At 67.1% G+C, this 24,782-nt stretch carries 26 protein-coding genes and 1 tRNA gene; 10 read left to right on the forward strand and 17 right to left on the reverse strand.

Annotation, left to right across the window (positions count from 1 at the left end; translation table 11 throughout):
• Positions 1–187 precede the first annotated feature (187 nt).
• The 3 genes from EGY25_RS08940 to hemC all read right to left on the reverse strand — a co-directional run bounded on the left by EGY25_RS08940 (position 188) and on the right by hemC (position 1,989).
• A tRNA-Thr gene (locus EGY25_RS08940) sits at positions 188–263 on the reverse strand.
• Positions 264–304: 41 nt separating this feature from the next.
• Positions 305–1,027, reverse strand: a complete 723-nt coding sequence (locus EGY25_RS08945; protein WP_135194650.1) for a uroporphyrinogen-III synthase — start codon at positions 1,025–1,027, stop codon at positions 305–307.
• Entirely contained in the window at positions 1,024–1,989 is a 966-nt protein-coding gene (gene hemC / locus EGY25_RS08950; RefSeq protein ID WP_135194651.1) for a hydroxymethylbilane synthase, read from the reverse strand. The genes EGY25_RS08945 and hemC overlap by 4 nt, the downstream gene beginning before the upstream one ends.
• On the opposite strand from hemC, the gene tsaD reads away from it, so the two are divergent.
• The 3 genes from tsaD to EGY25_RS08965 are packed head-to-tail and all read left to right on the forward strand — an operon-like array spanning position 1,988 to position 4,570.
• Positions 1,988–3,175 carry a tRNA (adenosine(37)-N6)-threonylcarbamoyltransferase complex transferase subunit TsaD gene (gene tsaD, locus EGY25_RS08955; RefSeq protein WP_245159405.1) on the forward strand — a complete coding sequence of 396 codons (1,188 nt, stop codon included), beginning with the start codon at positions 1,988–1,990 and terminating at the stop codon, positions 3,173–3,175. The genes hemC and tsaD overlap by 2 nt on opposite strands.
• A gap of 26 nt (positions 3,176–3,201) precedes the next feature.
• Entirely contained in the window at positions 3,202–4,200 is a 999-nt protein-coding gene (locus EGY25_RS08960; protein WP_135194652.1) for an NAD(P)H-dependent glycerol-3-phosphate dehydrogenase, read from the forward strand.
• Positions 4,193–4,570: a Rieske (2Fe-2S) protein gene (locus tag EGY25_RS08965; RefSeq protein ID WP_135194653.1), complete on the forward strand. Its 378-nt coding sequence runs from the start codon at positions 4,193–4,195 to the stop codon at positions 4,568–4,570. Before EGY25_RS08960 ends, EGY25_RS08965 begins: the two co-directional genes overlap by 8 nt.
• 6 nt (positions 4,571–4,576) lie before the next feature.
• On the opposite strand, the gene ppk2 is transcribed toward EGY25_RS08965, so the two are convergent.
• Positions 4,577–5,326 carry a polyphosphate kinase 2 gene (ppk2, locus tag EGY25_RS08970; RefSeq protein ID WP_135194654.1) on the reverse strand — a complete coding sequence of 250 codons (750 nt, stop codon included), beginning with the start codon at positions 5,324–5,326 and terminating at the stop codon, positions 4,577–4,579.
• A gap of 115 nt (positions 5,327–5,441) precedes the next feature.
• Between ppk2 and EGY25_RS08975 the strand changes: the two genes are divergently transcribed.
• From EGY25_RS08975 to EGY25_RS08985, 3 genes are all read left to right on the forward strand, one after another.
• Positions 5,442–6,569, forward strand: coding sequence for a serine hydrolase domain-containing protein (locus EGY25_RS08975; protein WP_135194655.1), 1,128 nt, complete (start codon positions 5,442–5,444; stop codon positions 6,567–6,569).
• 59 nt (positions 6,570–6,628) lie between these two features.
• Entirely contained in the window at positions 6,629–7,390 is a 762-nt protein-coding gene (locus tag EGY25_RS08980; protein WP_135194656.1) for an extensin-like domain-containing protein, read from the forward strand.
• Between the two features lie 195 nt (positions 7,391–7,585).
• Entirely contained in the window at positions 7,586–7,789 is a 204-nt protein-coding gene (locus EGY25_RS08985; protein ID WP_135194657.1) for a cold-shock protein, read from the forward strand.
• Between the two features lie 127 nt (positions 7,790–7,916).
• Here EGY25_RS08985 and EGY25_RS08990 read toward each other — a convergent pair whose 3' ends face one another.
• From EGY25_RS08990 to EGY25_RS09000, 3 genes are read right to left on the reverse strand one after another with little or no spacing between them, the layout of a single operon-like run.
• Entirely contained in the window at positions 7,917–8,831 is a 915-nt protein-coding gene (locus EGY25_RS08990) for a DMT family transporter (RefSeq protein ID WP_135194658.1), read from the reverse strand.
• Between the two features lie 48 nt (positions 8,832–8,879).
• Positions 8,880–11,048 carry a histidine kinase dimerization/phosphoacceptor domain -containing protein gene (locus tag EGY25_RS08995; protein ID WP_135194659.1) on the reverse strand — a complete coding sequence of 723 codons (2,169 nt, stop codon included), beginning with the start codon at positions 11,046–11,048 and terminating at the stop codon, positions 8,880–8,882.
• Positions 11,045–11,632: a biliverdin-producing heme oxygenase gene (locus tag EGY25_RS09000; protein WP_135194660.1), complete on the reverse strand. Its 588-nt coding sequence runs from the start codon at positions 11,630–11,632 to the stop codon at positions 11,045–11,047. Before EGY25_RS09000 ends, EGY25_RS08995 begins: the two co-directional genes overlap by 4 nt.
• A 149-nt stretch (positions 11,633–11,781) precedes the next feature.
• Here EGY25_RS09000 and EGY25_RS09005 point away from each other — a divergent pair, with 149 nt between their 5' ends.
• Entirely contained in the window at positions 11,782–12,558 is a 777-nt protein-coding gene (locus EGY25_RS09005; RefSeq protein WP_135194661.1) for a transglutaminase-like domain-containing protein, read from the forward strand.
• Between the two features lie 158 nt (positions 12,559–12,716).
• Here EGY25_RS09005 and EGY25_RS09010 read toward each other — a convergent pair whose 3' ends face one another.
• On the reverse strand, positions 12,717–14,435 hold the full coding sequence (locus tag EGY25_RS09010; RefSeq protein ID WP_135194662.1) for a M1 family metallopeptidase: 1,719 nt from the start codon (positions 14,433–14,435) through the stop codon (positions 12,717–12,719).
• A gap of 109 nt (positions 14,436–14,544) precedes the next feature.
• A complete protein-coding gene (rpmB, locus tag EGY25_RS09015; protein WP_135195581.1) occupies positions 14,545–14,844 on the reverse strand; it encodes a 50S ribosomal protein L28 in 300 nt (99 codons plus the stop codon).
• Between the two features lie 193 nt (positions 14,845–15,037).
• Between rpmB and EGY25_RS09020 the strand changes: the two genes are divergently transcribed.
• The gene (locus EGY25_RS09020) at positions 15,038–15,547 is read left to right on the forward strand and encodes a DUF3617 domain-containing protein (RefSeq protein ID WP_245159406.1); all 510 of its coding nucleotides are present in this window, start codon (positions 15,038–15,040) and stop codon (positions 15,545–15,547) included.
• 72 nt (positions 15,548–15,619) lie between these two features.
• Here the strand turns inward: EGY25_RS09020 and EGY25_RS09025 are convergent, their stop codons facing one another.
• The 4 genes from EGY25_RS09025 to fdxA all read right to left on the reverse strand — a co-directional run bounded on the left by EGY25_RS09025 (position 15,620) and on the right by fdxA (position 18,105).
• Positions 15,620–16,345 carry a beta-1,6-N-acetylglucosaminyltransferase gene (locus tag EGY25_RS09025; RefSeq protein WP_245159407.1) on the reverse strand — a complete coding sequence of 242 codons (726 nt, stop codon included), beginning with the start codon at positions 16,343–16,345 and terminating at the stop codon, positions 15,620–15,622.
• Positions 16,279–16,587 (reverse strand): beta-1,6-N-acetylglucosaminyltransferase, encoded by a 309-nt coding sequence (locus tag EGY25_RS16785; protein WP_348521868.1) that lies wholly within the window; start codon positions 16,585–16,587, stop codon positions 16,279–16,281. Before EGY25_RS16785 ends, EGY25_RS09025 begins: the two co-directional genes overlap by 67 nt.
• Before the next feature lie 346 nt (positions 16,588–16,933).
• Positions 16,934–17,464 (reverse strand): CarD family transcriptional regulator, encoded by a 531-nt coding sequence (locus EGY25_RS09030; RefSeq protein WP_135194663.1) that lies wholly within the window; start codon positions 17,462–17,464, stop codon positions 16,934–16,936.
• 299 nt (positions 17,465–17,763) lie between these two features.
• Positions 17,764–18,105: a ferredoxin FdxA gene (fdxA, locus tag EGY25_RS09035; RefSeq protein ID WP_017505910.1), complete on the reverse strand. Its 342-nt coding sequence runs from the start codon at positions 18,103–18,105 to the stop codon at positions 17,764–17,766.
• A 188-nt stretch (positions 18,106–18,293) separates the two neighbouring features.
• Between fdxA and EGY25_RS09040 the strand changes: the two genes are divergently transcribed.
• On the forward strand, positions 18,294–18,920 hold the full coding sequence (locus tag EGY25_RS09040) for a YceI family protein (protein WP_135194664.1): 627 nt from the start codon (positions 18,294–18,296) through the stop codon (positions 18,918–18,920).
• A gap of 15 nt (positions 18,921–18,935) precedes the next feature.
• Here the strand turns inward: EGY25_RS09040 and EGY25_RS09045 are convergent, their stop codons facing one another.
• Genes EGY25_RS09045 through EGY25_RS09060 form a run of 4 tightly spaced genes read right to left on the reverse strand, consistent with a single transcriptional unit; the run spans position 18,936 to position 23,707 of the window.
• Positions 18,936–19,217 carry an RNA-binding S4 domain-containing protein gene (locus tag EGY25_RS09045; protein WP_135194665.1) on the reverse strand — a complete coding sequence of 94 codons (282 nt, stop codon included), beginning with the start codon at positions 19,215–19,217 and terminating at the stop codon, positions 18,936–18,938.
• Positions 19,214–21,703, reverse strand: coding sequence for a helicase-related protein (locus EGY25_RS09050; protein ID WP_135194666.1), 2,490 nt, complete (start codon positions 21,701–21,703; stop codon positions 19,214–19,216). Before EGY25_RS09050 ends, EGY25_RS09045 begins: the two co-directional genes overlap by 4 nt.
• A 34-nt stretch (positions 21,704–21,737) precedes the next feature.
• Positions 21,738–22,349, reverse strand: a complete 612-nt coding sequence (fixJ, locus tag EGY25_RS09055) for a response regulator FixJ (protein ID WP_135194667.1) — start codon at positions 22,347–22,349, stop codon at positions 21,738–21,740.
• On the reverse strand, positions 22,346–23,707 hold the full coding sequence (locus EGY25_RS09060; protein ID WP_245159410.1) for a two-component system sensor histidine kinase NtrB: 1,362 nt from the start codon (positions 23,705–23,707) through the stop codon (positions 22,346–22,348). The genes fixJ and EGY25_RS09060 overlap by 4 nt, the downstream gene beginning before the upstream one ends.
• Before the next feature lie 362 nt (positions 23,708–24,069).
• Here EGY25_RS09060 and EGY25_RS09065 point away from each other — a divergent pair, with 362 nt between their 5' ends.
• On the forward strand, positions 24,070–24,747 hold the full coding sequence (locus EGY25_RS09065) for a TorF family putative porin (RefSeq protein ID WP_135194668.1): 678 nt from the start codon (positions 24,070–24,072) through the stop codon (positions 24,745–24,747).
• Positions 24,748–24,782 lie beyond the last annotated feature (35 nt).

Genomic DNA, 24,782 nt, shown 5'->3' on the forward strand with positions numbered 1-24,782 from the left:
TATACAGGCTGGGCGGTCCCTCATGACAGTAGCTCTGGAACGTTGGTGCCGCTCAGGCGACTCGAACGCGCGCCCCCGCATTACAAGTGACCCCTTGAAGCTAAAGGCACTCTAGCGTGGGAACAGGGTATGGACTGGGATTTGCGCGCTTTCGCGCGCTCCCGTCGTCCGCCCCTACTGGAAGTGGTGGTGCCGCTTAGGTGACTCGAACACCTGACCCCATCATTACGAATGATGTGCTCTACCGGCTGAGCTAAAGCGGCCCGGTTGCGACGGACGAAGCAGTCCGCGCGAGACGGGGTCTTTATACGGCCGCATCGCGCTTGCCAAGCGCCGCTTTCAAGATCGTGAGCAATGTCGCTTCGTCGGGCGTTTGGGCCACGGCCGGCGTCAGGCCCAGGGCGACCAGCGGGGCGGCGGCGGCGGCTGAAATGCAGACCGTGACGGCGTGGGACAGCCGGGCGACGCCTTGTTCGGCCAGGATCTTCGCCGCGCGGGGAGAGTGGATCAGGATCGCGTCGAATATCGTGGGTGCGGTGACGGTCGTGGGTCTGGCGCGATAGACGATCAAGGGCTGGACCGAGAGGTTGCGGGCGTCGGCTGCCGTCAGGGCGGCGTCGAAGTCGCCGGCGGGGGTTTCGGCCTGCGGAACCAGCACGACGCCGTCGCTCAGTTCGGAGCCGATCAGGCGGGCGAGAGCGTGGAGGTCGCCGGAGGCGGAGCGGACGTCGGCGAAGCCGGCGTCGCAGGCGGCCCGGGCGGTCGCATCGCCCACGGCGAAGACCGGGGGGCCGCGTTCGCGGGTCAGGGCGGCGAAGGCGGCGACGCCGTTGATGCTGGTGAAGGCCAAGGCGGCGAACGGGGCCAGGTCGGGGATTGGCGGGGTCAGGTTTTCGATCGCAAGCAGGGGGGCGATGATCGGCTCAAAGCCCATGGCTCGCAGCCGTGCGGCGGTGCGCGAGGCGCCGGGTTCGGCGCGGGTGACCCAGATGCGGGCGGGCTTGGCTTCAGCGTCGGGGGCGGTCATCCGTCCAGGGTCGCTGGATCGACCTCCTGATCGCCGGCCCAGGCGTGGACCTCGCCGCCCAGACGCTGGCCCAGGGCGCGGGCGTCGGCTTCGGTGGGTTGGGCTAGGTCGCCGACACGGCGCCAGCGGGCGGAACCGTCGGGGCTGAGCATTTCGGTGGTCAGGTGCAGCGCATCGTTGGCGATCAGGGCATAGGCGCCGACGGCGGTGCGGCACGACCCCTCCAGCGCCGTCATGGCCCCGCGCTCGGCGGCGACGGCGATGGCGGTCTCGGGGTGGTTCAGGGCGGCGACCCAATGAGCATTCAGGGGGGCGTCGATGTCGGCGGCGCGCGTCTGAATGGCCAAAGCGCCCTGGCCCGGCGCGGGCAGGAAGGCGTCTAGCGACAGTTTCTCGCGGATGTGTTCGGTCACGCCCAGCCGCGCCATGCCTGAGACGGCCAGCAGAATGGCGTCGAAATCGCCCTCGGCCGCGCGACGCAGGCGGGTGTCGATGTTGCCGCGCAGCATCTCGACCTTCAGATCGGGCCGCAGGGCCAGGGCCTGGGCCTGGCGACGCAGGCTGGCGGTGCCCAGGCGCGCGCCGAAGGGCAGGGCGTCGAAACTGTCGAAGTCGCGGCTGATGAAGGCGTCGCGCGCGTCCTCGCGTTCGGGGATGGCGGCGATGCACAGGCCATCGGGCTGTTCGGCGGGGACGTCCTTCATCGAATGGATGGCGATGTCGATCCGGCCGGCCAGCAGCGCCTCCTCGATCTCCTTGGTGAACAGGGCCTTGCCGCCGACCTCCAGCAGGCGGCGGTCCTGGATGCGGTCGCCGGTGGTGACGATCTCGACCAGGGGGATGGCGGTCTCGATCTCGGCCTCGGGCACGTTCAGGGCGCGGCCGATGGCGCGCTGCATCATGCCAGATTGGGCCAGGGCCAGCTTGGAGCGCCGGGTGCCGATGCGGAGAGGAAAGGTCATGAGCGTTGCGCACCGGTCGCCGGGTCGCTACCTCGACCCGATGGAGAGTTCCGCCGACTATAGCAGCCGCGCCCATGCGGCAACTGGACGGGATGTCCGGGCGCTGACGGTGCTGGGCTTGGAAACCAGTTGCGACGAGACCGCCGCCTCGGTCGTGCGCCTGCACCCTTCTGAAATGGGCGGCCGGGCCGAGGTCTTGTCCTCCGTGGTTCACAGCCAGATCGACGACCATGCGGCCTATGGCGGCGTGGTGCCCGAGATCGCTGCGCGCAGCCATGTCGAGATGATCGCCGAGGTCACGCGCCGCGCGATGGCCGAGGTGGACATGGGCTATGACGGGCTGGACGGGATCGCGGCAACGGCCGGGCCGGGTCTGGTCGGCGGGGTCATGGTGGGCCTCAGCTTCGGCAAAGCGGCGGCCTTGGCGCGCGGACTGCCCCTGGTGGCGGTCAATCATCTGGAAGGCCATGCGGTGTCGGCGCGGTTGGGAGCGGAGGTCGCCTATCCCTTCCTGCTGCTCCTGGTGTCGGGCGGTCATTGTCAGCTGCTGGAGGTGCGCGGCATCGGCGACATGAGCCGGATCGGCGCCACCATCGACGATGCGGCGGGCGAAGCCTTCGACAAGATCGCCAAGGCCCTGGGCCTGGGTTATCCGGGCGGGCCGGCGCTGGAGCGGCTGGCGGCGCAGGGCGATGGATCGAAGATCGACCTGCCGCGCGCGCTTCTGGGCCGCAAGGACTGCGACTTTTCGTTCTCGGGCCTGAAGACGGCAGCCTTCCGCATCGCCCAGACCTGCGAGACCGATCAAGACAAGGCCGATCTGGCCGACGCGGTTCAGAACGCCATCGCGCGACAGCTGTCGGATCGGTCCGAGCGGGCGCTGGCGGCCTATGCTGAAACCCACGACCATCGGCTGTTCGTGGTCGCGGGCGGGGTCGCCGCCAACAAGACCATCCGCGCCACACTGGAGGCGACGGCGGCGAAACACGGCTTCGACTTCCTGGCGCCGCCCATGGCCTATTGCACCGACAATGCGGCGATGATCGCCCTGGCGGGGGCCGAGCGGCTGGCCCTGGGTCTGACCAGCGACATCGATGTCGTCGCACGACCGCGATGGCCGCTGGACGAAGCGCGCGCCTTGGCCGATCCTTCGCATAAGCCGGGCCGCAAAGGCGCCAAGGCGTGAAAGATAGAAGAGCCTCGGGAGGGCGTATGGAATTCCGCACGGCAGGGGTCATCGGCGCGGGCGCCTGGGGCACCGCCCTGGCGCAGGTCTGCGTCCGGGCAGGCCTCGACACGACGCTGCAGGCGCGAGAGCAGAAGCTGGTCGAGACGCTGCGGGCGACGCGGGCCAACGACCTGTATCTGCCCGGCGTGCCGTTGGCGGACGAACTGAAGTTCACGGCCGACCTGGCCGACCTGGCCGACTGCGACGTGATCCTGGCGGTGCCGCCGGCCCAGCATATGCGCGCCACTCTGACGGCCTTTGCGCCCCATCACCGCCCCGGCGTGCCGGTGGTGCTGTGCTCTAAGGGGGTCGAGCGCGGCACGATGAAGCTGATGACCGAGGTGCTGGCCGAGACCCTGCCGAATGCGCCCGCCGCCGTCCTGTCCGGCCCCAGTTTCGCGGGCGAGGTGTCGCGCGGCCTGCCGACGGCCGTCACCCTGGCCTGCGCCGATGCGGCGCTGGGCCAGGCGCTGTTGAACACCCTGTCGGCGCCGGGTTTCCGGCCCTATCTGGCGACCGATCTGGTGGGCGCCGAGGCGGGCGGGGCGCTGAAGAATGTGCTGGCCATCGCCTGCGGCATTTCCGAGGGACGACAGTTGGGGCGCAGCGCCCACGCCGCCCTGATCACGCGCGGCTTTGCGGAAATGACCCGCCTCGCCGTCGCCATGGGCGGTCAGGCCGAGACGGTGGCGGGCCTGTGCGGTCTGGGCGATCTGGTCCTGACCTGCTCCAGCCCCCAGTCGCGCAACATGAGCCTGGGTCTGGCCCTGGGCCAGGGGCAGACGGTGGAACAGGCCCTGGTCGGCAAACGGTCGGTGGCCGAAGGTTATGAGAGCGCGCCGGCCGTGCGCGAACTGGCCGCGCGCCTGGGCGTCGAAATCCCGATCTCCGAAGGCGTCGCCGCCCTGCTGGCCGGCGAGATCGACGTGGACGGCCTGATCGACGGCCTGCTGTCGCGTCCGCTGAAGGCCGAGCGTGTCTGAGGAGGCCCCGGCCGAGCGCCAGCGGGTCTGGAAGACGCCGCCCGGCGTGGCCCTGTGCGCCGAGGGCGACATCGCCGATCCCGGCTCGCGCGGCTTCGTGCTTCAGATCGGCGAGGCCTTCTTCCACGGCTTCGTGGTCAGGAAGGACGGTCAGGTCGCCGGCTGGGTCGACCGCTGCCCCCATGCGGGCTTTCCCATCGCCATGGAGATCGACCGCTATCTGACGCCCGACGGGTCGCTGATCCTGTGCGGCTGGCACGGGGCGGTGTTCGAGCCGCTGACCGGCGAGTGCAAGGGCGGCCCCTGCGCGGGCGGGCGGCTGACGCCCTGGCCCGTGGCGGCGACGGGCGGGATCGTCAGGACGGCCTGAGGCCGATCAGCGCGCCAGCTTTCCCTTGGCCTTGGCGGCGCTGAAGACGACCTGCGGGTCCGGCTTCTTCACCTCGACGCTGGCGTGTTTCAGGATCGACAGGATGTAGCGCCCGATGTTCAGCCGCGCCGTCTTCTTGTCATCGGTGGCCACGACGAACCAAGGCGCGAAGGGGCGATCCGTCTCGTCCAGCATGCGGTCGCGGGCGTCGGAATAGGCGTCGAACCGCGCCTCGGCCTCGGCGTCCAGCGACGACAGCTTGAACTTCTTCAGCGGGTCGGTGCGGCGTTCCTTCAGCCGTTTGGCCTGTTCCTCGCGCGAGATGTCCAGCCAGATCTTGATCAGGATGATCCCGTCGTCGGTCAGCATCCGCTCGAAGCGCGGGGCGTCGGTCATGAACTGGGCGTACTGCTCGGGCTTGCAGTATCCCATCACCGGCTCGACCCCGGCCCGGTTGTACCAGGACCGGTTGAAGATCACCGTCTCGCCCGCCGCCGGCAGGTGCGGGACATAGCGCTGGAAATACCACTGGCTGGCTTCGCGGTCGCTGGGCTTGGGCAGGGCGATGACGCGGGTCTGGCGCGGCGACATGTGTTCGGTCAGCCGCTTGATGGCGCCGTCCTTGCCGGCGGTGTCGCGACCCTCCAGCACGATGACCACGCGCGAGCCGTGTTCGATGCTCCAGGCCTGGCTCTGGACGATAGCCAGCTGGATCTGCTCCAGCTCGGCGTCATAGGCGTCTGATTTCTTTCCCATCACGAGAGAGTGGGCCGGATGCGGGATCGGGGCAAGCGGCGCGAGATTACGATCTTCTCATGCGACGCCGCGCGGTTTCGGACTAGGGTCGGAGACTTGCAGGAGGAGGGATCGCATGACGCTGAACCGTCGAAACGTCATGGCTGCCGGCGCCGCAGCCGCCTTGTTGGGCGCCCGACCGGCTGCGGCGCGGACTGCGGCGGCTTATGACGCCGCCCTGGACGCGGCCTTCGCCGCCCAGGCCCCGGTCGCTCTGGCGGGCGGAGTGGTGACGCGCGAGGGGCTGGCCTGGTCCGGGGTCCGGGGCGTGCGCCGGTTCGGCGGGAACGATGCGGCGACGCTCGATGACCGCTGGCATTTTGGGTCGAACACCAAGGCGATGACGGCGGCCCTGTTCGCGCGGTTGGTCGAACAAGGCCGAACCCAATGGGATGCGCCTCTGGGCGAACTGTTTCCCGGCATGACGATCGATCCAGGCTGGGATGGAACGACCATGCGCGACTTCATGGGCCACCGGGCCGGGGTCAAGGACGCGGCCGCCCTGGGCATGGTCTTCTTCATGACGGCGCGAGACGATCCGCGATCCCTGCCCGAACAGCGGGCGGCCGTCGTCGAGCGGGTGCTGGGCGCACCGCCGAGCGGACCCAAGGGCGTCTATGAATACAGCAACGCCGACTACATGATCGTCGGCGCCGCCATCGAAAGGATCACCGACGCACCTTGGGAAGAGGCGATGCGAGCCGAGGTCTATGGCCCATTGGGTCTGACGACCGGCGGGTTCGGCGCGCCGGTCCACAATGCGACGGGCGGCGCCAATGCCTGGGGACACAGAGGCGCCGGGGCCGGGCGGATCGTCATGGACCCCGCCGATCCGGGCGCGGACAACCCGCTGGTCCTCGGGCCTGCGGGCACGTCGCACATGACGCTGGCGGACTATGCGAAATGGCTGGGCGTCTTTCTGAACGACGGAGCGGGCTGGCTGAAATCCGAAACGGTCGCGACGCTCGCCGCCCCGTTGGCGGGCGAGGGAACGCCCTATGGGCTGGGCTGGATCGTTCTGCCGGCAAAAGCATGGTCCAGGGGGCCGATCCTGACCCACGATGGGTCGAACACCCTGTGGTATGCGACGGCCGTCGTGGCGCAGGGTCTCGGCGCGGCCTTCATCGGCCTGACCAACCAGGGCGACGGGGCGGCGGCGACCGGACTGATGCCGGGGTTGGTCCGCGCTTTCGAGGCGGGGTGAACGTATCGCGCCCGGCGGCGTTTGCCAGCGGGGCCGTTTGCGGCCCGTGACGGGGCGGAATGAAGCGCGATCTGGCGGACATGTGGAATCTGGTGTGGGAGCTCGCGCTGATGGTCTGCGCGGGCTTTGCACTGTTGAACGTCTTCGCTCCGGCGCAGGACCTGCCGTGGAAGCCGCTGGATCTGGATCGACCCCTGGGACGGGCCACGACGGCCAAAGTCGCCGCCTTCGACGTGCCGACCGCCGCCTCGCCCCAGGCGGTGAACAGCGCGACGGAGGCCTGCATGCAGGCCTTGCGCAATGCGGGGGTTCAGGTCGAACGGGCGGTCGACCGGGACGACGGCGGCTTCTGCGTGGTGCGCGGGGCGGTGCGGATCACGGGCGGCGAGGTGACGCCCCTGGCGCCCGCCGGCGTCGTCATGCAATGCCCCTTGGCGGTGCGCTACGTCATCTGGGACCGACAGGTGCTGCGGCCGGCGTCGCGCGACATCCTGGGTTCGGCCCCGGCGCGGGTCGAGAACTACGGCACCTATTCGTGCCGCCGCATCTATGGCTCGCAGGACGATCAGGAACGGCCCAGCGAACACGCCAAGGCCAATGCGCTGGATGTCGCAGGCATCACCTTGAAGGACGGACGGACCGTCAGTGTGCTGAACGACTGGCGGGGCGATGGTCCTGCGGGCGAGCCGGGCTCGCGCTTCCTGCATGCCGTTCGCGACGGCGCGTGCCGTCTGTTCTCGACGGTTCTGACGCCCGACTACAACGCCGCCCACGCCAACCATCTGCACATCGACGGCGCCGCGCGGGGCATCTGTCGTTAATCCTGAATGGGGCCAGCGCGAATCGCTTTGCTGTTGACCGCCTCGAAAAGCCGGGTGACAACATCGGTACAGTCCGGATTTTACGTGGGGTCCATACCCGCGTTTCGCTCCTTCGCCTGAACGAGCTGTCCAGAGGACTGTCGGGTCACCCCAAGGGGGATCCGCCTGGAAAAGCGCGTTTACGGAGACGCAGACATGGCGACCGGCACGGTCAAGTGGTTCAACCCCACCAAGGGCTTCGGCTTCATCCAGCCCGATGGCGGCGGAACAGACGTGTTCGTTCACGTCACCGCCGTTCAGAAGGCAGGACTTCAGGGTCTCGATGAGAACGCCAAGGTCGAATACGAGCTGGAAAACCAGCGCGGCAAGACTTCGGCGATCGATCTCAAGCTTCTCTGAGTCGATCAGCCTTCAAGGCTTAGGGACGGGCGCGGGAGTTTCGGCTTCCGCGCCTGTTTTCTTTTTTGCTTGGGCTATCGCGCTTCGCGCGACTTGAACGCATCGTTCCCGGCTACCGCGCTTCGCGCTACTTGAGCCCGTTCGGCGCCTCTGCGGCGGTGACCGTCTTCACCCGCTGCGACCGCTGCGCCATCATGATCGCCCCCAGCACCAGGGCGCCGCCCAGGGCCTGGATCGGCGTCAGGGTCTCGCCGAAGATCCACCAGCCCAGCAAACCCGCGACCACCGGCTGGATCAGGATGGTGACGGCCGTAACCGAGGCCGGCAGCTTGCCCAGCGCCCAGGCCACGCCGCCCTGACCGAAGACGTGCATGACCCCCATGGCGATACAGGCGGCCCAGCCGGCCGGCCCTGCGGGAATGATGTCCTCGCCCAGCGCCAGGGCGACGATCAGCAGAAGGGGCGCGCCCAGCAATGTGGCCCAGAAGGTGACGCGCATGGCGCCGGCCGTGCGCCGCGCCGCCTTCACCGCCAGGAAATAGCCCGAATACCAGACCGCCACCGACAGAGAGAAGGCGTCACCCAGCGGCGGATTGGTCCCCTGTCCGCCGTCCGCCCCCGCCGCCATCGCAAAGGCGCCGCCCATGGCCAACGCCAGGGCCAGCAGGAACAGCCGGTGCGGCCTTTCCTTCAGCACGAACCAGCCGAACAGGGTGACGACGACCGGCGTCAGATTGCACAGCACCGTCGCATTGGCGACCGAAGTCATGACGATGCCGTAGTGCCAGAAGCTGAGATCCAGGGCGAAGAACAGGCCCGCCAGCAGCGCCCATTTCGACGGGGTCGCGATCCCGCCGGGCTCACGCGCCGCCAGGATGCTCAGCAGCGGCAGGGCGAACAGGAAGCGCCAGAAGCCCGCCGCCGCCGGCCCCGTCTCGGTCAACCGCACCAGAATGGGCGCCAGGCCCAGCACACAGGCGGCGATCAGCAGGACGATCAGGGCGAAGGCGCGAGGCGAGACACGCGAAACAAGGGCGGACATGGCGCGGCTCTTACGCCGCCCTGCGGCGTCACGCCACAGGGCGTGCGATCAGATCAGCGGATCGATGCGCGCCTTGACCGTCACGGCCAGGCCCGGCGCCCGGTCCAGATAGTCGATGGTGCCGTCCAGCTGTACCACCAGGCTCTGGATCATCATTGAGCCAAAACCCTTGCCCGCCAGATGGCCGCCGGCCCCTTCGTCCTCGACCGACAGGCGGAAGTTGGCGCCCTGGTCTTCCATGATGATGCGAAGCGGACCGGGCTTGCCGTTATAGGCGTATTTCTGGGCGTTTATGATCAGTTCGGTCAGGATCAGGCCGATGGTGACCGCCCGCCCGGCATCGACGCAGACCGGGTCCAGATCCGTCTCGATCACGGCGGTCCAGTCCGGCCCCATGCTGGAGCTGAGGTCCACGATCAGGTCCCCGATGTAGCGCGCCATGTCGATGGAAGCGACCTGGTCGCCGAGATACAGCCGGCTGTGCACCGCCGAGACGGCGCGCACGCGACGCCGCGCCTCGTTCAAGGCCGTGGCGGCGGCGCTTCCCGTCTGCTCGCGCGCCTGAAGACCCAGGAAGCTGGACACCAGGGTCAGGCTGTTCTGGACCCGGTGGTTCACTTCGCGGATCAGATACTGCTGCTGCTCCAGCCGCAGATCACGCTCGGACAGGCGATCCTGCAGCGAGCGGTTCAGGCGGCGAAGCTGGTCGATGGCGGCATAGTCGGCCAAGGCGTCACGAAGGCGCGCGGCCGACTCGATCGCAGCGGGGCTCCAGCGGTGGGCGCGGCCGGAGACCGATTCCGACCAGCTCTCGAACGAGGCGCGCGGGGTCAGTACGGCGTTGGGGCCGGTCTTGTCGGCGGTCGAAGGATTGCCGGCCCACCGCACCGTCTCGATCACTTCGGATCGGAACCACAGGATCGACACCGGCTGGTCGATGGGCAGGGTGACGGCCAGGAGTCCGCTGCCATGGATCGACCAGGCCTTGGCTTCGGGCAGGATGGCGGCAAGGTTGTGGGAGGACACGGGGCGCAGACCGGGCTGTTCCGCAGCCCAGGCGGCGATGGCGCTCACCGCGTCCTTGGGCGGGGCATGGCCGAAGATCTGGACGTCGCCGTCGCCGACGATGGCCAGGCCGTCGGCGCTCGTCAGCTGCATCAAGGAATCGGCGCGCATGCCCAGCGCCTCGCGCAGCGGACGGTCCGTCGAAAGCCGCCCGATCAGTTCGTCTTCCATACGGCGCAGGCGGATGCGTTCGCGATAAAGCTCGGCGTCGCCCTTGGCCTTCAGCTGCCGCGCCAGGTTGCGGGCCAGGGTCGTGCAGCCGACCCGCAGCTCGTAGGGCAACAGCTTGGGCGAGGCGTTGTGACAGGCGATCAGCCCCCACAGCGCGTCATCGACGATGATCGACACCGAGGCCGAGGCCCGCACGTCCATGTTTCTGAGATATTGCAGGTGGATCGGCGACACCGAGCGCAGGCCGCTGTCGCTCATGTCCAGCGCAGCCTCGCCGGGCGCCACGGGACGCAAGGGTTGGGGCGTATAGCGACTGTCGGGAATGACCCGCACGGGGTTGCGCAGATACAGGGCGCGCGCCTGTCTGGGGATGTCGGCGGCCGGGAAATGGTGATTCAGGAAGGAGCCGGCTCCGTCCGCACGGGCCTCGGCGATCACCTGGCCCGCGTCGTCGTCGTGGAAGCGGTAGATCATGACCCGGTCGAACCCGGTCAGCTTGCGAAAGGCCTCGGCCGCCCGCTCGCACACCGACTGCACCGTCACGGCCCGTTCCAGCGACGCGCCCGCAGCGTCCAGATTGGCGACCAGATCGATGCCCAGTCGCGCCTGCTGCGAGCTCTGTTCGACCTCGACGATCATCAGGTCGTCTGCGGCGCCGGCGTTGGGCGCACGGTGAACGACGACATCGTATTCCAGGCGGTTGGTCGCGCGCCAGCGACAGGCGAATCCGGTCTCCTGCATGGCCGCCATGGAGCGGATGCGCCGGTCCGTGACATCGCCCAGCACGTCCGCGATGGCGCGATCGATCCAGGCCTTGCGGCCGGTCAGCTCCTCGATGGCGCCCGCACCCTGTCGGATCGTCAGGGTTTGCAGGTCCAGAACCAGCAGGAAACCGTGCGGCTGGATGGATTGCGGAATGTGGATCGGCTCGCGATCACAGTCCGTCAGCACCGGTTCGACGCGGTCCGGGGCCTCGGTCATGCGGCGGCGTCCTGCGTCTGCGGTCGCAGGGTCTGGTGGGCGAAGGCGAAGCCGTCGATACCACCCTGCACAATCTCCTCGACGGTCGCGCGACCCGAGGCGCAGGCCTGGTCCAGCAAGGTCATAAAGGCGCGCCAGCGGGCGCCGGTCTCCTCGCCATAGGGATCGAGGAAGTCGAGGCCGTCTAGATCGCGTCTCTCGGCCGTCAAACGACGACGGATGATGCGGCCGCCCAGCATCGATCCTTCGGCGACATAGACCCAGCCCAGGGCGGTCCCTGCGTTCGTCGGCGCGACCGGGCGTGCAGGGGCGGGGACGCGGACGCCCAGCGCCGCAAGATCCCGGGCGATGCCGTCGGCGCGAGAGCGGGGCGCGAACGCGCCGCCGACATCAATGTTCAGGCCTGCGACCAGCGGGTGGCTGACGGGCTCCAGACCCGCGTGAAACCGGTGAAAGGCTTGCACCGTCTGGGCGCGGGTCGCGCGGTCTGCCAGGCGCGACTCTATGCGGGCCTCGATCTCCAGCGTTTCGTGGGCGGATGCGGTGGCTTCCCGAAGAGCGAGAAGGGCGGGGGAAGCGATCATGGGCGCCAGACTAACACACTGTCTTGTCTTGTCGATTTTCACGGACGCAAAGCCGCGCTAGAAGGCGCCTCACGGACACGGAACGGCCCAGGGCGCATGGCGTTCAGCAGCCTCGTCCATTTTCATTTCGCTCGGAACGGTAGGCCCTCATGAAACTGCGCGTGCGCGCCGAGCTCGTCTATCGTTTCGATCCGCCGACGGACGCCATCTACAAGATCCAGGTGGCCCACTGGCCCGGCCAGGACATCATGGAAGAGACCCTGACCTTCGATCCGCCGGTCGAGTTTCACGAGGACGAGGACGTCGATTTCGGCGCCCGCACCCTGCGTTGTCATGTCGAGGGCGAGGTCACCCTGACCTATGAGGCCGTGGTCGAGAACGGCGTGCTGAAGGGCCTGCCGCCCAGCGTGTCTCAGCATGACTGGGGCGAACTGCCCGCCGAGGTCCTGCCCTATCTTCAGCCCAGCCGGTATTGCCCGTCGGACCAGTTCGGCCGGTTCGTGACACGCGAGTTCGGCGATACGGCGGGCGGCGCGCGTGTGCTGGCGATCCTGAACTGGATCACCGCCAACGTCGATTACGAGCACGGGGTTTCGGACACCGAGACCACGGCGGCGCGCACCTTCATCGACCGCGCGGGGGTATGTCGCGACTTCACCCACCTGGGCATGACCCTGTGCCGGGCTTCCGGTATTCCCGCCCGCGCCGTCAGCGCCTTCGCCCACCAGCTGGAGCCGCCGGATTTCCACGCCATCTTCGAGGTCTGGCTGGACAACGGCTGGTGGCTGGTCGACGCGACGGGCCTGGCCCCGGTCGAGGGTCTGGTGCGGATCGCCTGCGGGCGGGATGCGGCCGACATCGCCTTCCTGACTACCCAGGAGCGGTGCCAGATGGTGCGCCAGTCGGTGACGGTGGCGGCGGCTTAATGCTTACCCTCTCCCGTTGGGAGAGGGCTTGAGCGCCCGAGAGCGTCAGCGATCGGTCTTGGCGCGAAAGGGTGAGGGGTTACGCTGTGCGACGCGATTGACACCGTAACCCCTCATCCGGCCCTTCGGGCCACCTTCTCCCAATGGGAGAAGGACAGCTATTTCGGCTTCTGCGCCGCCTTGTAGGCCTGCAGTTCGTCGATCACGTCCATCTGGCGCAGCACCTTGTTCTGCGGGTCGATGAGGACATGGGCGTTGGCCGGAACCGCGACCCGGCCGCGCCCGCCGGTCATCGCCACGGTCTGGACAACGCCGTCGATCTCGACCTCCAGCGACATGGGGAAGGCCCCGCCGTCGCCCGTGGTCCACGCCAGTCGCAACATCCCGCCCTCGCGCGTCTGTGTCAGCACAGGCAGGGCCGCGTTGTTGAGATAGCCCCGGAAGAACCAGCCATAATCCTGGCCCGTCACCGCATTGACGATGTCCAGGAAGTCGCCCGTCGAACGATAGAGCGGCGCGAAATTGCCCGGCCGGGGATCGGGTCGGCCATAGACCAGGCGAGTTACCGCCTCGTGGAAGGCCGCGTCGCCGATCAGCATCCGCAGCGAATGGCTGATCAGCGAGCCCTTGTTGTAGATGTCGAGGCCCGGCCCGACATCGCCCTTGTAGACCTCGTCCTCGGTCTTGGGGGCGCCTGAGACGACGGGGAATGCGTTGATCAGCCCCTCGCGCTGGTTGGCCAGTTCGCGCTGCATGTAGCGGTCGCCCAGCAGCCAGCGGGCGTAGAGCGGCTGCATATAGCTGCCCAAGCCTTCGTGCAGCCACATGTCGTCGGCGTTCTGGTTGGTCAGCTGGTTGCCGAACCATTCGTGGGCGAACTCGTGCTGCAGCAGCCAGTCATAGCCCCGCCCGTCGATCTTGTAGCCGTTGCCGTAGGCGTTGATGGTCTGGTGCTCCATGCCCAGGTGCGGGGTCTCGACCACGCCCATCTTCTCGTCGCCGAAGGGATAGGGACCGACCGTCGCCTCGAAGAAGTCGAGCATCTTCGGGAATTGCGCGAACAGGGCCTGGACCTGTTCCGGCGTGTCCGACTTCAGATGCCAGTAGGCCATCGGGATCGTGTTGCCGAACCGGCTGCGATACTCGCCCGCGACCTCCTCATAGGGGCCGACATTCAAGGCGATGGCGTAGGTGTTGGGCGACTTGGCCGTCCAGTTCCAGGTGGTCCAGCCGTCGCCGTGATCGACCTTGCCCAGGAACCGGCCGTTGGACGGCGCCGACAGCTCGGACGGCACGGTGATGTGCAGATCGACCCGGCCCGGCTCGCCATGCGGGCTGTCGATGCAGGGCCAGAAGATGTCGCACCCCTCGCCCTGGACGGCCGTGGCGATCCACGGCTCGCCCGACGGCGCGGCGGACCAAACGAAGCCGCCATCCCATGGCGCGCGGGGCGCCACGCGCGGCTGACCGGCATAGGCGACGCGCAGGACCACGGACTGTCCGGCGGGAAGGGTCTGGGCCAGCTGCACCGTCAGCCGGCCCTGGGGATTGGACCAGCGGTCGACGGCGACCTCGACCCCGTCGATCTGCACCGACGAGATGGTCAGCAGCGTATCCAGATCGACGACCAGGGCCTCCAGCGGGGCCTTGGCGGTGAAATCCAGCACCGCGACGACGTCGATGGCCTTGTCGGCGGGAATGACCCTGATGGTCAGGTCGGCCTTGTCGAACCGCATCGCCTGCTGTTCGGGCGTCAGCGGCTGGTCGGTGGCCAGGGTGTAGGGGGTCGATTCGCGCGTCGTCGCGGCGGTCGGGGTGGTGGCGCAGGCGGTCAGGGTCAGAAGACTTGCGGCGGCGAGCAGAACCTTGATGCGCATTGAACTTCCCTTCGGTCTGGCGGGGAAGGCTTAGCGCGGGCCGGCAAGGGCGCAAAGAAAAAGGCCGGTGTTTCCACCGGCCTCTTCCAGAACTCTATGTCGTCACCGATCAGGCGGCGGCGGCTTGCTCGGCCAGCTTGGCGCGAACCTGGCGCTTGATGCGCTGGGCGGCGATCGACAGCTGCTCGTCGCGAGCCTTGACGATGAAGACGTCCAGGCCGCCCTTGTAGTCCAGGGTGCGCAGCGCGGCGTTCGAGATCCGCAGGCTGAACGTCTGGCCCAGGCTGTCCGAAGTCAGCTTGACCGTCTTCAGCGACGGCAGGAAGCGGCGCTTGGTCTTGATGTTCGAGTGGCTCACATTGTGGCCGACCATCGGGCCGATACCGGTGAGTTCGCAACGACGCGACATCGTCAGATCCTTAAGATGCGGCGTCCAGCCCGAGCACGGGAGAAGACGCATGAACAGTTGCGCGCAGGAACCTGCCCGCGCGAGAGGGGGCCGTATAAGGGAAGAGGCGGTTCGGCGTCAAGCTGAGTCTGGACGCATGATCCAGACGGTTCGTTCAGCCGTCATTCAAATGCCGCCCTGTATGGGTCATAGCATGAAGACCAAAGCAGAACAGAAGGCCGCCATGTCCCGTCCGTCGCTGATCGACCGTCTGCCCAAGCGGGCGCTCGCCGTCCTGGCCCCAGTCGTCGCCGGCGGCTTCATGCTGGCCTCGCCCGCCGTCGCCCCCGCCCAGACGCCCGCCCAATCCGAAGTGCTGCCCGGCTATTGGGAATACACCACCAGCGCCGTGGGCCAGCGCGACACGCTGCAACGCTGCGTTCGCCCCAGCGAGATCAACCGATTCTTCGGCGGCCTGTCGACCAACAAGTGGCGCTGCACCTATCCCACCCGCGTGGTGGGTAATGGCAACGCGCGCTTCGAAGGCACGTGCCAGGACCGCAAGGGTCGCCGCATCGCCGTGCGGCTGAACGGCACCTATACCGACACCAGCTTCAGCTTCCGCGGGGGCGCCCAGATCGTGCGCGGCACCCCCTATATTCCCGCCAGCATCACCGCGCGCCGCATCAGCGCCCAGTGCCCGGCCAACGCCGAGTATTTCTGAGGCCCGTATAGCCGAGCAGCAAAAAAGGCCCCGGATCGCTCCGGGGCCTTTTCTTTCGTCCGAGGTCGAAATCTACGCGGATTCGGCGGTCGGGATCGGTCTGTTGGCGCCGACGGGCGCGATCCAGTCCTCCAGCGCGTCGATGACGGCGTCATCGACCTCGGCGTCGAACTTGCGCGCGAACAATGACGGGCTGGCCTTCAGTTCAGGCAGGTCCGCCAGGGTGTAGGTGCGCGGGCGCAGCTTGATGTCGCCGTCGGGAATCCAGTCGATCATCCGCATGTCGTCGTTGACCATCGGCCCATGAGCGTCGGTGTTCTTCATCACGGTCTGGAAGAAGCCTTCGTCGGCGATGAAGGTGTGGCGATAGAAGGCCTTGAACCGATCCGCCGCCTTGTCGTTGCAGACGAAATCGCAGAAGCGGCGGCTGACCATCATCCATTGATTGCCGATATAGGGCGTGGCGCCGCGCAGGAATGGGCGGCGCAGGATGGTGCGCAGGATGCCGCCGGGGCGTTCGAACACCATGTTGCGAACCCGGTTCATGGTGTCGGGGCGGATCGTGCGCTGATCGACCGCGCGGATGAACTCCTGCCCTTTGTGCTTCGTCAGGAAGGCCATGATGTCGGCCTGGGACTTCAACGGGAAGTCCTGGCCGCTGAGATTGATGAAGACCGACCAGTCGTCGCTCATCTCCAGCAGCCGCTTCATACCGCGCAGCTCCGCGTCGATCAGGCTGTAGCCGCCCCACAGGGCGCGCCGGCTCTCGATGACGTCGGCGTTGGCGTAGGGGGCCATGAACTGGCGGATCTGTTGTTCCAACTCGGGGCGGAGTTGCGATCGACGTGAACGACATACTGGTTGGCGGGATCATAGATGGCGTCGAACAGGCGTTTGAACTGTTCGGAATAGCGGTGAACCAGGATCAGATAGCCGATCATGCGTCCGCCCTCCCCTTGATTGAAAGGGGACGACCCGCCGCGGCGGCGCGCGCGACGGATAGCTCGATGAGCCAGATCATAAGATCGAAGGTTTCGCATGGTGGTCAAACCGGATCCGATCAACCGCCTGCGGGCGGTTCGCTCTCGGCGACCATTCTCCTATTTGGGAAGTCTCGGCTCAAAAGCCATGGGCGCGGGCCTGTGCGGCCTCATTTGGCGGTCGTCTGCCTGTTAGGCTGATCTCTCACAGAAAGGGTCGATCACCGTGAAAGAGAGCAAGGGCAAGTCCAAGAAGGTCGCGCCGCCCAAGGCGAACGCGTCCCAGCCCAGTCTGAAGAATCTGGTTCCCGTGCCCGGCAAGTCGGGAAAGTTCGGCAAGTAGGACCCGAAAAACAAAAAAGCCCCGGATCGCTCCGGGGCCTTTTCGTTTGTCCGAGGTCGAAGATTAAGCGGCTTCGGCGGTCGGGATCGGCTTCTTGGCGCTGAGCGATTTGGCGAGCAGCTCGACAGCGGCGCCCTTGTCGATTTTGTTGGCGGCGGCGACTTCGCGCGCCATGCGGTCCAGGGCCGATTCATAGAGCTGGCGCTCCGAATAGGACTGTTCCGGCTGGGTGTCGGCGCGGTGCAGGTCGCGGACCACTTCGGCGATGGAGATCAGATCGCCCGAGTTGATCTTGGCTTCATATTCCTGGGCGCGACGCGACCACATGGTGCGCTTGATGCGGGCGCGACCCTTAAGGGTGCTCAGGGCCTTGGTCACGACGTCGTCGGCGGCCAGCGAACGCAGGCCGGCCGTCGCGGCCTTCTTGGTCGGAACGCGCAGGGTCATCTTTTCGTGGTCGAAGGTCACGACATAGACTTCCAGCGACATGCCCGCGACTTCCTGGGTCTCCACCGCCGCGACTTTCCCGACGCCGTGCGCCGGATAGACGACCGCGTCGCCAACCTTGAACTCCAGACCAGTCTTGCTCGTCATAATCGTCCTTTCCCGGTTCAGGGCCGGGCGACGCGAAGGCGCAGAAAACGCAAACAGGATCTCATCCGCCGGATCGCTCCGTCGGAGGGGATGATGTCAGGCGTCAAATGCGGAAACGGATCACCAAACCTCTGGCCGATCCCGTCTGTGGGCGGGATTCTGTCGCAAACACGGGCGGCGCGAAGATTTCGACCGCCCGATCCAATGAAACAGAACCTATCACAAATCTGCGGAATTTCAAAACGTCCACAGGTCGGACGTGGATTTGCGGCAAGGCTTGAGCGCCGCCGGGCTCTAGGTCAGGAACCCTTGCCTGGCTTGGGGCTGAAGTATTTCTCGTATTTGCCGGTCTCGCGTTCGTACTGTTCGCGGTCGGCGGGGGGCGTGCCCTTGACGGTGATGTTGGGCCAGACCTTGGCGTATTCGGCGTTGACCTGAAGCCACTTGCCGTCCGGCTCGTCCTCGGTGTCGGGCACGATGGCGTCGACGGGGCATTCCGGCTCGCACACGCCGCAGTCGATGCATTCGTCGGGCGCGATGACCAGGAAGTTCTCGCCCTCGTAGAAGCAGTCCACCGGACACACCTCGACGCAGTCCATGAACTTACATTTCACGCAGGCGTCGGTGACGATGTAGGTCATTGGGCGAAGATATGGGGGCAAGCTGTGAGCGGGAGGCCTGCGACATGGCGGCCACGCAACCAACTGTCAACAGCAGGGCTTAAGGCGAGAGACATTCGCAAGCGGGTTCGACGCCGCTTGACAACAGTCAGGCTTAATCGCAACTGTATTGATTGCATATCCACCGTCCTATCGACAGGAACTCCCCCATGCGCACTCCTTTCACAAAATACGCCCTAGCCGGCGCCCTGGCGCTCAGCCTCGCTGCCGGCGGCGCGGTCGTGGCCCAGGCCGCCCTGACCAAGAACCCGGCTGAAGTCACCGCCGGCGCCTACGACCTGGAATCCAGCCACGGCAAGATCACCTGGTCGGTGAACCACTTCGGCCTGTCGACCTACACGGGCCAGTTCGTGAACGTGAAGGCCGAGCTGAAGCTGGACCCGGCCAATCCGTCGGCCTCGACCCTGACCGCCACCATTCCGCTGACCGACGTGGCGCCGAACGACGACCGGCTGAAGGCGCATCTGCAGACCGCCGACTTCTTCGACACCGCCAACCATCCGACGGCGACCTTCGTCTCGCGCTCGGTGACGGTGGATTCGGATGACGCCAACGAGGCGACCGTGGTCGGCGACCTGACCCTGCGCGGCGTGACCAAGCCGGTCACCATCGAGGTCGAGTTCAACGGCGCCGGAACCGTCATGGGCGCCTACAAGTCCGGCTTCGACGGCGAGGCCACGATCAAGCGCTCGGACTTCGGCATCAACTACGCCCTGCCGGCCGTCTCCGACGAAGTGAAGCTGCACATCGAAGGCGAGTTCGTGCTGAAGCAATAGGACTATCGCGCCGCCTTATGGCGTGATGATCAGAGAATAGAGGGCGCGGGCTTCTTCAGGCGGCCCGCGTCTTTCGCCTATGGCGTCCACCGTCAGGGTGGTGACCCGTCCCGCCTGGACGAAGGTCAGCAAGTCGCCGGGGCGGACGCAGCGGCTGGGCTTGTCCAGCCGCGTCTCCCGCCCCTGATGCGTCAGCCGCACCGCCCCTCGCTCGACCAGATCGGCGGCCAGCCCCCGCGTCTTCACGAACCGCGCGCGCCACAGCCACAGATCGATGCGACAGGCGTCCTCGCTCAAGTCGTCGCCTTCCGACGCGGACGCCGCCGCTTGGGCCGCGCAGGCGGGGCTTCCGTCAGAACCGCAAGCGCAGCGAACGGCGAATCCTTCACCGGTTTGGGCGCGGCGCCCGGCTTGTCGGGCAGGCGGGCGCGTTCGGTCTTCAGCGCGGCGATGACCTGTTTCGCCTGATCGGCGATCCAGCCCAGGTCGGTCAGGGCTTCGTCCGACAGCCTGCCGTGGTTGGCAGCGCGCAGATCGGCCATCTTCTCCAGCGTCTCGACCGGGACCAGCCAGCGGCCGGCGACGCGCAGGCCGTGGGCCGAGAGCAGGCGGGGCGAGGGTGGTTCGGGCGGCGCGGGGATCAGGTCGGGCGTCGCGGGGATCAGCGGCGTGTCCAGGAAGGCCTGGGCGAAATGGCGGGCGCGGGGTTTTTGCAGGCCCGGCAGCCAGACCGAATGAGCTCCGACGCGAATGGCGAAGCTTTTCAGGGTGCGGCGCTCGACCTGGCTGAGCGCCGCCAGATCGCGCTCCACGTCGCGACGGTCGATCAGGCCGCCGGCCTCGATCAGGCGGAAGGCGATGCCGCGCGGCAGGCCCTTCAGCGCCCCCGATTCCACGGCCTGGCGCAGGCGGCGCAGATCGCGAAGCGCCCGACCCGCCTCGAACGCCAGCCAGGCCTCGATCCGGCGTTTGGCGCGCTCGCGGGCGGGCGTCGGACCCAGTTCGCCCAACAGGCGGACGACGGGCGAGAACGGATCGGCCCCTTGCGGCGTCGCGATGATCTGCGCCGTCAGCACGCCGCGCCACAGGACGGCGCCGTCCGGCGTGACCGAAAAAGCCTCGTCGGTCTCGGCAGCCAGTCGGCCCAGCCGGCGGTTGATCTCCGGCGTCACGGCGCGCACGGCCGCCTGGCGCAGGGTTCGGTCCTCCAGGGCCGAGGCGCCCTTTTCCATCTGGAAGCGGACGCCTTCCAACTGGCCCACCACCTGACCCTCGACCGTGACCTCGCCGTCGTCGGCGACGCCCGCGAACGTATCCTCGCGAACGTTCAGAGCGCGCATCAGGGCGGTGGTCCGGCGATCCACGAACCGGGCGGTCAGCCGCTCGTGCAGCACGTCCGACAACCGGTCCTCCAGCGCCCGGGTCTTGTCGCGCCAGCCTTGCGCGTCGTGAACCCAGTCGGGGCGGTTGGCGATGTAGGACAGGGTGCGGACGGCCGAGAGCCGGGCCGACAGCTGGTCGATCTGGCCGTCGTCGCGATCCACGAAGGCGAAGCGCGGTCCCATCCAGTCGTCGTTCAGCCGTCCGCGCTTGCCGGTCAGGGCATGGAAGACGTCCTTGGCCAGCCGCGCGTGTTCGTCCAGCGTCGTCTTCTGGAAGTCGGGCAACTGGCACGCCTCCCACAGCCGCATGATGGCCCCGCGCGACCGGCCGATGCGGGCCACCTCCTCGTCCTTGATCAGGCGCCGCAGCAGGGTCTCGTCCAGGGCTTCGGCGGTCAGGCTGACACCGCTCCGCTGGGGCGTGACGGTCAGGGACCGTAGCAGGTCGGGTAGGGTGTCGAAATCCAGCTTGGCGTTGCGCCATTCGGCCGCCTCGACCGGATCGAACCGATGCTCGACCACCTGTTCGACCAGGTCGGCGTCCAGATCCTCCGCCTCCGCGGTGACGCCGAACGTCCCGTCGCGAAGGTGACGCCCGGCGCGTCCGGCGATCTGGCCGATCTCGTGCGCGTGCAGCCAGCGGGTCCGCCGGCCGTCGAACTTTCTAAGACCCGCAAAGGCGACATGGTCCACATCCATGTTCAGCCCCATGCCGATGGCGTCGGTGGCGACCAGGAAATCGACCTCGCCGGACTGATAAAGCGCGACCTGGGCGTTGCGGGTGCGGGGCGAGAGACTGCCCATGACCACGGCCGCGCCGCCCCTCTGGCGCCGGATCAGTTCGGCGATGGCGTAGACGCGCTCCGTGCTGAACGCGACGATGGCGCTGCGGCGGGGCAGGCGGGTCAGCTTCTTGGAGCCGGCGTAGGACAGGGTGGACAGCCGGTCCCGCGTCACGATCTCAACGTCCGGGACCAGGCGGCGGATCAGCGGCTCCATGGTTCCGGCGCCCAGGAACATGGTCTCGAACCGGCCGCGCGCATGCAGCAGCCGCTGGGTGAAGACGTGGCCGCGCTCGGGGTCCGCGACCAGCTGGATCTCGTCGATGGCCAGGAACTCGACTGACCGCTCCAGCGGCATGGCCTCGACGGTGCAGACGAAATAGTGGGGGCGCGGGGGGACGATCTTTTCCTCGCCCGTGATCAGGGCGACGGCGGCGGCGCCCCGCTGTCGCACGATCCGCTCGTAGATCTCGCGGGCCAGCAGGCGCAGCGGCAGGCCGATCATGCCCGAGGCATGGCCCAGCATCCGCTCGACCGCCAGGTGGGTCTTGCCGGTGTTGGTGGGCCCCAGGACCGCAGTGACGCGGGATGGGGCGAGGCCTGCGGACCGGTCGCTCATTGCCGCCCTAAGGTGGAGACGATTCTCTCCCGGCTCAAGCGTCGCCGGCGCGCATTCCCATGCGAACCAGGGTGGACAGGTTCGACGCCTGCATCTTGGTCATCACCTTGGCGCGGAAAATCTCCACAGTGCGCGGGCTGATCTCCAGCCGCAGCGCGATCTCCTTGTTCGAACAGCCGTCGATCAGGGCGTCGAATACCTGGCGCTCGCGAGTGGTCAGGGTGGCCAGATGGCTTCTGGCCTCGTCCCGCGCCGACCGGTCCGCCTCCAGGCTGGTCAGCGAAGCGATGCAGCGGCTGACGCAGTCCAGGATCTGTTCGGGATCGAAGGGTTTTTCAATGAAATCGACCACCCCGGCCTTCATCAGCTGAACCGCCAGCGATACGTCGGCATGGCCGGTGATGACGATCACGGGCCAGGTGTCGCCCCTCAGCACCTTCAGCTTGCGAACCAGTTCCGGCCCTTCGACGCCGGGCATGCGCACGTCGCTGACGACGCAGGCGCTCTTGTCTGTGGGCAGGTTCGCCAGAAATTCGTCGGCGCTGGCGAAGGCGCGCGCCCTGAGGCCGGCCCCTCGCAACATGAGGACAAGCGCGTCCCGCATGGCTGGGTCGTCATCGACGATGAAGACGGAATGCGGGTTCATGCGGCGTCGAGCTCCGATCTGTGGGGCAGGCGAAAGGTGAAGGCGGCGCCGCCAAGTCTGCTGCTGCCGACGGTCAGGGCGCCGCCGTGGCTTTCGACGATGGATCGGGTCACCGAAAGGCCCAGGCCCATGCCGCCGGCCTTGGTCGAAGTCATGGGGTGAAAGATGCTTTCGCGCTGATCCATGGGGATGCCGCGCCCGTTGTCTTCGACCGCGATTTCGTACCCTTCGGGGCCCAGTGAGCGACCCGTGATCAGCACCCGGCCGTCTTCCCGCCCCATGGCCGCGTCCACGGCGTTCTTGACCAGGTTGGCCAGGGCCTGCTGCAGCTGAATTCGATCCGCCATCACGTGGTCGTCCTCGGTATCGGCGTCTATGTCGATGACGACGTCGGTGTCGCGCCCGATCAGGGTGAAGACCGGGGCGAGATCCTGGATCATCTGGGATGCACGCTCCTCGGTGAAGGTGCGCGATCCGGTCGAGAGGAGTTCGCGCATGCGCCGGATGATGTCGCCCGCGCGCAGCAACTGAATCCTGGCCAGGTCCAGTGCGCGAGCCGCCTCTTCGGCGGCGGGCCCAATCTTGGCCAGATCGGCCTGACCGGCATGCAGATAGACGGCGGCGGCCGTCAGGGGCTGGTTCATCTCGTGCGCCAGGGTCGCCGCCATCTCGCCCATGGAGTTCAGGCGCCAGACGTTGTTGAGCCTTTCGGTCAGGTCGCGCTCGCGCTGACGGATCGCTTCGGCCTGGCTCTGATCGGCGAGCGCCAGGACCACATGTTCCGGCCAGATGTCGTCCGGCAGTACATTGGCGTGGATGGTCAGCGGCACAGGAGAGGCGTCAGCGCGGCTGACCGTCCAGGAGCCCGGAGACGGCGTCAGAACCTCGCCGCCCTGCCGGGCCGACTCCAGGGCCAGGTCATCGAAACCGGGCACCAGCGTGTGAAAGGGCAGGGCCATCGCTTCGTCGCGTCTCACGCCCAGAACCGCAGCTGCGGCCGGCGTCACGCGCTGCGTTCGGCCTTCGCGATCCAAGGTGACGACCGGAACGGACGTCAGGATGGTGTCGAGCAGCATCTCCCGCATGGCCAGATCCCGCGATAGCGCCCGAGCGGTCCTCAGCGCGCCGCCCAGGCGTCGGCAGACTTCGGCGATGGTCCAGGAAACGGCGGCGAAGAGGGCCGCGTTGACCGCCGAGTCCAGTGCGTCTTCGCGCTGCACCATCAGTTCGTTGGCCGTGATGGACAGACCGATCGCCAACAGCACGGAGAGCCGCCGCCCTAACAAGGCCGTGACCATCACGGCGACAATCATCGGCAGATAATAGAAATGACCGAAGGGTTCGAGCGCCAGACGCACGGATACAGCAACCAATACTGATACAAAGGCGACAAAAACGCCGCCCCACCAAGTCTTTGTGCGCCGCAGCATATAGACTGGGTGTTCAGAGCTTTTCAGAACGGCGCACTCTAATTGCGCCATAGAGCATATTGCCTGCGCAAAACCACCCGAACGCGTCCCTGACGTTTTTCCGCCTTATTTTGTATAGGCGATTTTTTTATGCGTGAAAATACGTAATTCACAGCGCCGACGGACTGGTCCAGGCACCCAAGGCAAGCTCTGCCGTTCCTACGCATTCCTACCTAGGGCGTGGTTCAGAAATAATATTAATCATCGCCTCATCCTTGGTCATGCAGAATGCAGATGCCTCAAGGATCACCATGTTTCGTTCGTCTCTCTTCTTAGTTGTCGCGGCAGTAGGCCTCGCAGCGCCCATCGTCACCCAGGCTCAATCGTTCAGCCTCGATCTGGGGCTCGCCAGCCAGTACGTCGGCAAGGGATTGGGCAAGAGCAACGAGAATATCGCGCCCTCCGCTAAGGCTGAGGTCGGCTTCGGCGACGGTTACGCTAGCGTCTTCGTCGCCGACGCCGCCGGGTCGCAGGGCTACGACATGGAGATCGTCAGCATGGCCGGCTGGCGGCCCAAGGCGGCGGGATTCGCCTTCGACCTGGGCGTCATGAACCGCGACCTGCCAGGCTCGCGCGCCGGCGTCGACGACAACTATTGGGAATATCAGGCCGACGCCTCGCGCAAGCTGGGGCCGGTCGCCACGCGCTTGCGCGTCAACTATTCGCCTGACGGTTTCGCCGCCACCAAGGAAGCCTGGTGGCTTGAGCTTCAAGGCACAGTCGCCGTCGCCGGCAACACCAAGGTTTCGGCCGCTGTCGCCAACCGCATGGCGGACGGCGGGGTCGACTACAATGCCTGGAACATTGGGGCCAAGCACAAGCTGACCGACGCCTTCGCCGTCGATCTGCGCTGGTACGACACCGACCGCCACAGCGTGGGAGAGCCCTATGAGGGCCGTCTCGTCGCCGCCGCCACCTATTCGTTTTGAGTAACCGATCCATCGGGGGATGCTGAGTTGAAGAT

This window comes from Brevundimonas intermedia, from assembly GCF_004614235.1.
Taxonomy (GTDB): Bacteria; Pseudomonadota; Alphaproteobacteria; order Caulobacterales; family Caulobacteraceae; genus Brevundimonas; species Brevundimonas intermedia_A.

Coding starts and splice junctions, on each gene's coding strand:
- EGY25_RS08945 (WP_135194650.1), bottom strand. CDS start 1,027: ATGACCGCCCCCGACGCTGAAGCCAAGCCCGCCCGCATCTGGGTCACC.
- tsaD (WP_245159405.1), top strand. CDS start 1,988: ATGAGCGTTGCGCACCGGTCGCCGGGTCGCTACCTCGACCCGATGGAG.
- hemC (WP_135194651.1), bottom strand. CDS start 1,989: ATGACCTTTCCTCTCCGCATCGGCACCCGGCGCTCCAAGCTGGCCCTG.
- EGY25_RS08960 (WP_135194652.1), top strand. CDS start 3,202: ATGGAATTCCGCACGGCAGGGGTCATCGGCGCGGGCGCCTGGGGCACC.
- ppk2 (WP_135194654.1), bottom strand. CDS start 5,326: ATGGGAAAGAAATCAGACGCCTATGACGCCGAGCTGGAGCAGATCCAG.
- EGY25_RS08975 (WP_135194655.1), top strand. CDS start 5,442: ATGACGCTGAACCGTCGAAACGTCATGGCTGCCGGCGCCGCAGCCGCC.
- EGY25_RS08980 (WP_135194656.1), top strand. CDS start 6,629: ATGAAGCGCGATCTGGCGGACATGTGGAATCTGGTGTGGGAGCTCGCG.
- EGY25_RS08985 (WP_135194657.1), top strand. CDS start 7,586: ATGGCGACCGGCACGGTCAAGTGGTTCAACCCCACCAAGGGCTTCGGC.
- EGY25_RS08990 (WP_135194658.1), bottom strand. CDS start 8,831: ATGTCCGCCCTTGTTTCGCGTGTCTCGCCTCGCGCCTTCGCCCTGATC.
- EGY25_RS08995 (WP_135194659.1), bottom strand. CDS start 11,048: ATGACCGAGGCCCCGGACCGCGTCGAACCGGTGCTGACGGACTGTGAT.
- EGY25_RS09000 (WP_135194660.1), bottom strand. CDS start 11,632: ATGATCGCTTCCCCCGCCCTTCTCGCTCTTCGGGAAGCCACCGCATCC.
- EGY25_RS09005 (WP_135194661.1), top strand. CDS start 11,782: ATGAAACTGCGCGTGCGCGCCGAGCTCGTCTATCGTTTCGATCCGCCG.
- EGY25_RS09010 (WP_135194662.1), bottom strand. CDS start 14,435: ATGCGCATCAAGGTTCTGCTCGCCGCCGCAAGTCTTCTGACCCTGACC.
- rpmB (WP_135195581.1), bottom strand. CDS start 14,844: ATGTCGCGTCGTTGCGAACTCACCGGTATCGGCCCGATGGTCGGCCAC.
- EGY25_RS09020 (WP_245159406.1), top strand. CDS start 15,038: ATGAAGACCAAAGCAGAACAGAAGGCCGCCATGTCCCGTCCGTCGCTG.
- EGY25_RS09025 (WP_245159407.1), bottom strand. CDS start 16,345: ATGGCCCCCTACGCCAACGCCGACGTCATCGAGAGCCGGCGCGCCCTG.
- EGY25_RS16785 (WP_348521868.1), bottom strand. CDS start 16,587: ATGCGAAACCTTCGATCTTATGATCTGGCTCATCGAGCTATCCGTCGC.
- EGY25_RS09030 (WP_135194663.1), bottom strand. CDS start 17,464: ATGACGAGCAAGACTGGTCTGGAGTTCAAGGTTGGCGACGCGGTCGTC.
- fdxA (WP_017505910.1), bottom strand. CDS start 18,105: ATGACCTACATCGTCACCGACGCCTGCGTGAAATGTAAGTTCATGGAC.
- EGY25_RS09040 (WP_135194664.1), top strand. CDS start 18,294: ATGCGCACTCCTTTCACAAAATACGCCCTAGCCGGCGCCCTGGCGCTC.
- EGY25_RS09050 (WP_135194666.1), bottom strand. CDS start 21,703: ATGAGCGACCGGTCCGCAGGCCTCGCCCCATCCCGCGTCACTGCGGTC.
- fixJ (WP_135194667.1), bottom strand. CDS start 22,349: ATGAACCCGCATTCCGTCTTCATCGTCGATGACGACCCAGCCATGCGG.
- EGY25_RS09065 (WP_135194668.1), top strand. CDS start 24,070: ATGTTTCGTTCGTCTCTCTTCTTAGTTGTCGCGGCAGTAGGCCTCGCA.